General features: G+C 69.3%; 7 protein-coding genes. 3 read left to right on the top strand and 4 right to left on the bottom strand.

Annotated elements, in window-relative coordinates:
* On the bottom strand, nucleotides 1–1,622 hold a 1,622-nt coding region (locus GX015_RS04400; protein WP_291343077.1), incomplete at its 3' end, for an HNH endonuclease signature motif containing protein.
* Nucleotides 1,623–1,898: 276 nt separating this feature from the next.
* On the opposite strand from GX015_RS04400, the gene GX015_RS04405 reads away from it, so the two are divergent.
* Nucleotides 1,899–2,447: a hypothetical protein gene (locus GX015_RS04405; RefSeq protein WP_291343079.1), complete on the top strand. Its 549-nt coding sequence runs from the start codon at nucleotides 1,899–1,901 to the stop codon at nucleotides 2,445–2,447.
* Here GX015_RS04405 and GX015_RS04410 read toward each other — a convergent pair.
* Both GX015_RS04410 and GX015_RS04415 read right to left on the bottom strand, forming a co-directional pair.
* A complete protein-coding gene (locus GX015_RS04410) occupies nucleotides 2,444–2,797 on the bottom strand; it encodes a hypothetical protein (RefSeq protein WP_291343081.1) in 354 nt (117 codons plus the stop codon). The genes GX015_RS04405 and GX015_RS04410 overlap by 4 nt on opposite strands.
* Nucleotides 2,798–2,806: 9 nt before the next feature.
* A complete protein-coding gene (locus GX015_RS04415) occupies nucleotides 2,807–5,128 on the bottom strand; it encodes a Tex family protein (RefSeq protein WP_291343083.1) in 2,322 nt (773 codons plus the stop codon).
* An 87-nt stretch (nucleotides 5,129–5,215) separates the two neighbouring features.
* Between GX015_RS04415 and GX015_RS04420 the strand changes: the two genes are divergently transcribed.
* Nucleotides 5,216–6,340: an ATP-binding cassette domain-containing protein gene (locus tag GX015_RS04420; RefSeq protein ID WP_291343086.1), complete on the top strand. Its 1,125-nt coding sequence runs from the start codon at nucleotides 5,216–5,218 to the stop codon at nucleotides 6,338–6,340.
* Nucleotides 6,337–7,098, top strand: a complete 762-nt coding sequence (locus tag GX015_RS04425) for a hypothetical protein (RefSeq protein ID WP_291343088.1) — start codon at nucleotides 6,337–6,339, stop codon at nucleotides 7,096–7,098. The genes GX015_RS04420 and GX015_RS04425 overlap by 4 nt, the downstream gene beginning before the upstream one ends.
* On the opposite strand, the gene GX015_RS04430 is transcribed toward GX015_RS04425, so the two are convergent.
* A complete protein-coding gene (locus GX015_RS04430) occupies nucleotides 7,095–7,631 on the bottom strand; it encodes a hypothetical protein (protein ID WP_291343090.1) in 537 nt (178 codons plus the stop codon). The two genes, GX015_RS04425 and GX015_RS04430, sit on opposite strands and share 4 nt — an antisense overlap.
* Nucleotides 7,632–7,791 lie beyond the last annotated feature (160 nt).

Consider the following 7,791-nt stretch of genomic DNA (forward strand, 5'->3'; position numbering starts at 1 on the left):
CACAATTCATCGTCGACCGTCGGCCACCCATCATCGGTGGCCTCCGCCAACGACCGGGCTTCTGCCGCGGTGTCCGGGTCGGTGGAGTTGATTGGCCCTGCGATGAATTCGGCCAACTTCTCCTCGTACTTCCTGGTTTCCCTCGCGTGCGTGCGCAGCGCCGCATCGATCTCCGCCTGCCTCAACGACTCCGCCGCCTCCGCCGCCGCCCGCAGCTTCTCTTCGTTGTCCCGGTGGATCGTCGACGCCACCCTCGTGGCCCGCTGATCGAAGGTCTGCCGCTTGATGTGCGCGATCGGCCCATGCGGCACCGTCGTCGCAAACGCTGCGCCGGTGTGATCGACCCACGTGACGGAACCATCGTCATGCATGACGGCACGCCAGTGCTTGCTGGTCTTCAAGTTGTGGTGGTGCTGGCATAGGCACTGCAAATTCCATGTGGCGGTGACTCCCTGGTCATCGGCACCACCGGGGTCGTAGTTGATGACGTGATCGATCTGGCACTTGTGCGCGGGCACATCACACCCCGGAAACCGGCACCCACCATCACGACCACGCACACGGGCCTTCTGCCCGTCGGTGGGCACATACCCACCGGTCTGAGAATCAGACGACAGCCGCACCTCATGGGCCCGGGCCAACCACTCTTTGGACACGTGGTTGGACAACCAGCCGGCGCCGTCGAGCCAGACTTGGAGGGTGTTCTCGTCGGCGTCGCCGTCGACGTAGATGTTCATGCTCACCTTGGCCCCCGCGAAGTCACCCCGGCACATGGCCATCAGCGCATCAGCCAACGAGCAGTCCTGGCCCGCGTTGATCTTCGCGTCGCGAATCGCCCGGACGGTCGCATCGAACTCCGCCAACCGATCCTTGCGCAACATCGCATACAGCTCGCCGTACTCGCTGGGGTACTGATTGTCGACGCTGTACGACTCGCCCTTGATCGGCTTGGTCTCGTCATCGTCGGGTGGGGTGGAGATGGGTTCGATCTTCTCCACGATCCGCCGCAGCTCCCGGGCGAAGACGAAGGGGCCAGGCAGGGCCTGGAAGTCCTTGTTGGGGGTCAGGTAGTCGAGGAACTTCTGCTCCACCGCTTCGATGTTGTCGTCTGTCACGGCGACGATGGCGCCGGCGATGGTCCGCAGTCGTTCATGCGGCAGCGCACCTGATCTGCAGAACTCACAGACCTTGGGCATGCGCCGCAGCATGACGCCGACATCGCAGTAACCCACCGCCCGTCGCTTGCCGGCGCCGATGCGGGTGCCGATGGCCGCCACATGGGAGTCGACGTCGTCGGTGCCGGAGGGTGCGACGGCGATGGAGAGTTCCAGTTCGGCGATGTTGCGGGCCCGAGCGATGATCGCCGCCGGTTCATCGCGTTCGGTCACCCACCGTTTTCGTAGGGGCGGGTCATCGGCGTCGTCGTGCTCGCCGCAGTCGCGATGGTGATTGTGCTGGTGTGGATCGTCGTGGTCTTCGGCGGCCGAGTCACCGTCGCCGTCATGTACGTCATGGTCGAATGCCATGTCGATTCCCCCGGGAATGCGAGTACGGATCAAAAATGGATCTGCCAGTGAATGCAGTGTGATCGCTGGTGATGATCTGCCCCGGAGCCGGGCCAAAACCCCCGGCCCAACTCGCTGTCTTGCTTCCTTGCTTCACTCACCATAATACAGGTGTTCGATACTCATACAATCGAACGCGGGGTAACTTTTCGGCGACTTTATGCACCACGGACCCCATGCATACCGTCCATTGTTCCACCACATGGGATCGAACGCAATGGCGATCGTCGCCGCCCTACTTCGGAGCGCACGGATGTGCGGCACCACGCTGAAAGTCCGGCCCAACCAGACCAAAACCTCGCGCACCATGCCCGCAACCCCTACCGTGGCCCCATGAGGCATTCATTCACCGGCAAAAGGACCATCGCTCGGGGCCTGGCGCTCGCGACGGCGGCGACTCTGACGCTCGGCATCGCGGCATGCGGTGACGGAGAGTCGACCGAGGACACCGCACGCCAAACGACCAATGGCACCGCCACCACTACCGACACCACCACGACCACCACCGACTCCCCCGCCGCGACGACGTCGGCGGCGGACGATGCGGAGGCAGGGTCGTCGTCAAGCGAAGAAGCGCCCGAAAGCGAGCCGTACACGATGACGCAGGGCTCGACGACGGTAACCGTCAGCCCGGGGCAGACGGTCCCGCTCAACGAAATCATGACCGTCAGCTGGAACTCCGAAGGACAATCGAGCTGCGGGACGATCCTGACTCTCATGACGGCGAAAAATGAGATGCTCCGCTTCGAGCCCGACGCCGGCTGCTCGGGAGAGTTCTCGGAAAGCCTGGACGAAAGCCTCGGCGCCACCGCCGGTACCTGGACGCTGACGCTGATGGGAACGCCGGACGGCGACATCGAATTGCCGATCGAAGTCGGCTAACCGCCGGCCCCGACGGTCGTCCCGTACCAGCCGGCCCCGTCGGGAAGCGCTCCGGCCAGCGCCTTCGTGATGGCGCGATCCGCCTCGACGCCCGTCAGCCCGCCCTTCGGCTCGCCGGACGACTTCACGCGGATCAGGTGAATCTCCTCGGTCACGGGCGGCGCATCATGCGTCGCCATGTGCTGGTCGAGGAGCATGTTGTCCTCCTCGCAGTAATTGCGCTGGATCCGCACGTCGATGCCGTCGTTCCACAGGCCGAGCCCCGACAGTGCGGCATGCATCTGCTTTTCGACGACGCTCCACCGGCCCGCATCGAGCAGCACCGTGAGATGAGTGGTGAAGGAAGCCATGGCCCGAGGCTACGCCCCGAAACCGGCCCGCTTCAGGGCGTCCGCCATCGAACCGCCGCCGGAGTTGCCGGAGTTTCGGGAGTTGCGGGAGTTTCGGGGCTTCTTGCCCCGATTCTGACCTCCGCCGGCCTTGCTTCCACCATTGCCGCGACCACCACGACCGCCCCGCTCCGGCTTGGCGCCCGGCTCATCGTCGAGGCGGAGGGACAGGCCGATGCGCTGGCGGTCGACGTCGACCTCCATCACCTTCACCTTGACCACCTCGCCGGATTTGACCACCTCATGGGGGTCGGAAACGTAACCCTTGCTCATGGCGGAGACGTGGACCAGACCGTCCTGGTGGACGCCCACGTCGACGAAGGCGCCGAAGGCCGCGACATTGGTGACGGTGCCCTCGAGGATCATGCCCGGGGTCAAGTCCGAGACCTTTTCCACGCCCTCCTTGAAGGTGGCGGTCTTGAACTCGGGACGGGGGTCGCGGCCGGGCTTGTCCAGCTCGGCGATGATGTCGGTGACGGTGGGCACGCCGACGCCGGCCGCCTCGTCGACGAAATCGCGGGGGTTCAGAGACTGCAGGACCCGCGAATTGCCGATCAGCTCCGCCACTCCCAGGCCCGTGGCCGCGGCGATCCGGTCGACGACGCCGTAGGACTCGGGGTGCACGGCGGATGCGTCGAGCGGGTTGGCCGCCCCGCGCACGCGGAGGAAGCCAGCGCACTGCTCGAACGCCTTGGGGCCCAGGCGCGGGACCTTCAGCAGCTCCTTGCGGGAGGTGAAGGCGCCGTTGCCGTCGCGGTAGGCGACGATGTTCTCCGCCACCGTCGAGCTCACGCCGGCCACGCGGCCGAGCAGCGGCGCCGACGCGGTGTTGACCTCCACGCCCACGGCGTTGACGGCGTCCTCGACGACGGCGTCGAGCGAATGCGCGAGCTTCGTCTGCGACACGTCATGCTGGTACTGGCCGACGCCAATGGACTTCGGGTCGATCTTGACCAGCTCGGCGAGCGGGTCCTGCAGGCGGCGGGCGATGGACACGGCACCGCGCAGGGACACGTCCATGTCCGGGAACTCGGCCGCGGCCAGCGCCGACGCGGAGTACACGGAGGCGCCCGACTCCGACACCGTCACCGGCTCGGGGCGCGCTCCCCCGGCCTTGACCAGCAGGTCCGCGACCTCGCGGGCGAGCTGGTCGGTCTCGCGGGAGGCGGTGCCGTTGCCCACGGCCATGAGCTCGACGCGGTGGGTGGCGCACAGGGTGGCCAGGGCGTCGCGGGCGGCGTCCCACTTGTTCTGCGGTTGGTGCGGGTAGACGACGACGGTGTCGAGGACCTTGCCGGTGCCGTCGACCACGGCGCACTTGACGCCGTTGCGGAATCCCGGGTCCAGGCCCAGCGTCGCGCGCTGCCCGGCGGGCGCGGCGAGCAGCAGGTCGCGCAGGTTGCGGGCGAAGACCTCGACGGCCTCGGCCTCGGCGCGCTCCTTCAGGCGCATGCGCGCGTCCAGCGCCGCCGACACCTCGAGCTTGGTGCGCCAGCCGAAGCGGATGGCCTGGTCGATCCACTCGCCCTCGGGCAGGTCGAGCGCGGTGCGGACCATCCCCTCGTACACCGCGTCGTCGCCGGCGTCGATGCCCAGCTGCAGGATGCCCTCGGTTTCGCCGCGCAGCACGGCGAGCACGCGGTGGCCGGGCATGGTCTCCAGCGGTTCGGTGTGCTCGAAGTAGTCGCGGTACTTCGCGCCCGCCTGTTCCTTGCCCTCGACCACGCGTGCCGACGCCGCCCCGGTCGCCCAGACCCGCTCGCGCACCTCGCCGACGAGGTCGGCGTCGGTGGCGAAGCGTTCGACCAGGATGGCGCGGGCGCCGTTCATGGCGTCCTTCGGCTCGGCGAAGCCTTCCGTGACGTAGCCGGCCGCGAGCTCGGCGGCGGTGGCGGTGTCCGCGCCGCGGGAGAGCAGTTCGTCGAGAAGCGGTTCGAGCCCCGCCTCGCGGGCGATGTCGGCCTTCGTGCGGCGCTTCTTCTTGAACGGGAGGTAGAGGTCCTCCAACCGCGCCTTGGTGCCGCAGGCGAGGATGAGGGCGCGCAGGTCGTCGGTGAGCTTGCCCTGCTCCTCGATGGCCGCCAGCACCGTCTTCTTCCGGTCCTCGAGTTCGCGCAGGTAGGTGAGGCGCTCCTCGATGGTGCGCAGCTGCGCGTCGTCGAGGCCGCCGGTGGCCTCCTTGCGGTAGCGGGCGATGAAGGGCACGGTGTTGCCCTCGTCCAGGAGTTTCACGGCGGTGGCGACGTGCGCCTGGTCGACCCCGAGTTCGCGGGCGATGGTGGTCTCGATCATTCCGGCGAGTCTAGTGGCCGCCGCCCGTCCGCTTTCCGACGGCCCCACGGGCGCGCTTGTGCTAGTTTGGATAGCACTATGAACGGTATGGACGAACTCCGCGAACTGCCTCCCGGACTCCTCGCCGCCTTGGGTGCCCTGGTGGCGGTGCAGCTGATCCTCATCGTCGCGGCGCTCGTCGTGCTGGTCCGCACCCCCGCGGACCGCGTGAAGCTGCTGCCGAAACCCTTGTGGGCCCTGGTCATCCTGCTGACCAACGCCATCGGCCCCATCGTCTTCCTCGCCGCCGGCCGCGAGCGGCGTGCACCCGCAACCACCGGCACCACCCGCACCACCGGCCACCCCACGGCGCTCCTGTCCCGCTACGGGGCGCCCGCCGCCGGCCCCGACCCCGCCCGCTACCCCGACCCGGCCATCTCCTTCGAGTCGGTGCGCAAGTCCTACGGCGATCACCTGGTCCTCGACGACGTCACCCTCGGAGTCCCCCGCGGTTCGGTGTTCGGGTTCCTCGGGCCGAACGGGTCGGGCAAGACGACGGCCCTGCGGATCCTGATGGGTCTCTCCCGCGCCGATTCCGGCTCCGTGCACCACGACGGCCGCATCGGTTTCCTCCCCGACGTCCCGGCCTTCGACCCGTGGCTCACGCCCGCCGAATACCTGCGCCTGTCCGCCGAGCTGGAGGGCTTCGCCAACAGGGGGCCGGACCGTGAACTCGACGCCCGCGTCGCCGAGGCCCTGGACCTGTCCGGGCTCGGGCAGGTGGACCGGCCGATTTCCGGTCTCTCGCGCGGCATGCGGCAGCGGCTGGGCATCGCTCAGGCACTCATCGCCACGCCGGGCATCGTCGTCCTCGACGAGCCGACCTCCGCCCTCGACCCCATCGCCCGGCGGGAGGTCCTGGACGTCATCGCCTCGCTGCGCGGCCGGGCGACGGTCTTCTTCTCCACCCATTCCATGTCCGACGTCGAGGCCGTCTGCGACCGCGCCGCCTTCCTCGGCCGGGGCCGCATCCTCGCCACCGGGACGCTGCCCGAGCTCGTCGGGAAGTTCGGTGACCCGGGCCGCGTCACCGCGACCTTCCGCGGCGCGGCAGACGCCTCCCCCGGCGCCATCGCCCGCACCCTCGCCGACGCCGGTTTCCGCGACGTCTCCGTCTCGCCCGGCGGCGCGCTCGACGACGCCTTCGCCAACGCCCTGGAAGGTTCCCGATGACCGCCGTCCTGCTCCGCCGCCAGTTCCGGGCCCTCCGCGCGTCGTGGGCGACGTGGGCGCTGGCCGCCGTGGCGCTGTTCTTCGCCGTGCTCTCCCCCGTCACGGCCCGCTATCTGCCGGAGATTCTCGGCGGCCTCATCGGCGGCGACGCCGAGGCCATCCCCATCGACGTCTCCGCCCTGCCCGAACCCGTGCCCGCCGACGCGTGGGCGCAGTGGTCCTCGAATCTGGCGCAGCTCATCATCGTCATCGTGGCGGTCGTCGCGGCCTCGGCCGTTTCCGCCGACGTGGCCCGCGGCACCGCGGTCCCCCTCCTCGCGCGCCGCGTCACCCGCCCCGGGCTGTGGGCCACGGCCTTCGCCGCGGTGGCGGTGACGGTCGCCGCGGTCACGGTCGTTTCCACCGCCGCGATGATCGCCGTCACCGCCCTGCTTTTCGACGGCCTCGGCGCCGGTGACCTCCGCGTCCCCGTGGCCGCGTCGGCTTTGTGGCTGTTGTTCGCCCTGTCGCTGGCGGCCGTGACCATGGCGGCCTCGGGCGCGGGGGCATCGTCGTTGGCGGCGGCGGCCGTCGGCATCGCCTACTTCGCGCTGCTGGCGGTCGCCGGGATGTGGCCGGTGATGGTCGATTGGAGTCCCGCCGGCCTGCTCGCAGCCGCCGACGGCACGGCGCATGCGGGGGCCGTCGCCGTCACCGTCGCGGTCACCGTCGCGGCCGTCGCAATCGGCCTCGCGGCGTTCAATCGCCGCGAGCTTTAGGGGGTGCCTGGATGCGTCATCAGCGCGAACGCGATGAACCCGGGCTCCGTGGTCAGCTCCGCGTACTCCGCGGGGAACGCCTCCCGCATGGATTCGGCGGGCCGGGTCTCCACGATGGATTCGATGACGAACCCGGCGGCAGCGAAGTCCGCCGCCCACGCCTCCAGCGGCGCCCGCCGGTACCCGGTGCGCAGCCCCATCCGCCACGTCTCCGCCACCCGGGCGTCGGTGAAATAACTGCCGCCCAGTCGGCGCCAATCGGTGGTCGGGTGGCTGGTCGAGACGAGGACGCGGCCGTCGTCGGCAAGCAGGCGGCGCATCTCCCGCAGCGTGCCGGCGACGCCCGTGACCGCCGCGCCCCGGTCGAGCAGCTCCCCGACGTAATGGCCCGGCCCGCACCCCGCGTCCAGCACCGTCAGCCCGGCGACGTCGCCGAGCATCCGCAGCATCGTCGGCCGGTCGTAGTGCGCGTTCCAGGCGCCGTCGCGGGCGTGCGCGTCGAAGGCGTCGGCGTGCGAGTCGTACATGGCCATGCGCCCAGTGTCCCAACCTAGGATCGGATCATGCTCATCAACCTCGATTCCGCCTCGACGACGCCGCTGTACGCGCAGCTGGTGGCGTCGCTGCGGCGGTCGATTTCCACCGGGGAGGTCGGCGTCGGCGAAAAGCTGCCGACTGCCGCCGACCTCGCCG

The sequence above is a fragment of the Corynebacterium sp. genome, from assembly GCF_012837295.1.
GTDB lineage: Bacteria > Actinomycetota > Actinomycetes > Mycobacteriales > Mycobacteriaceae > Corynebacterium.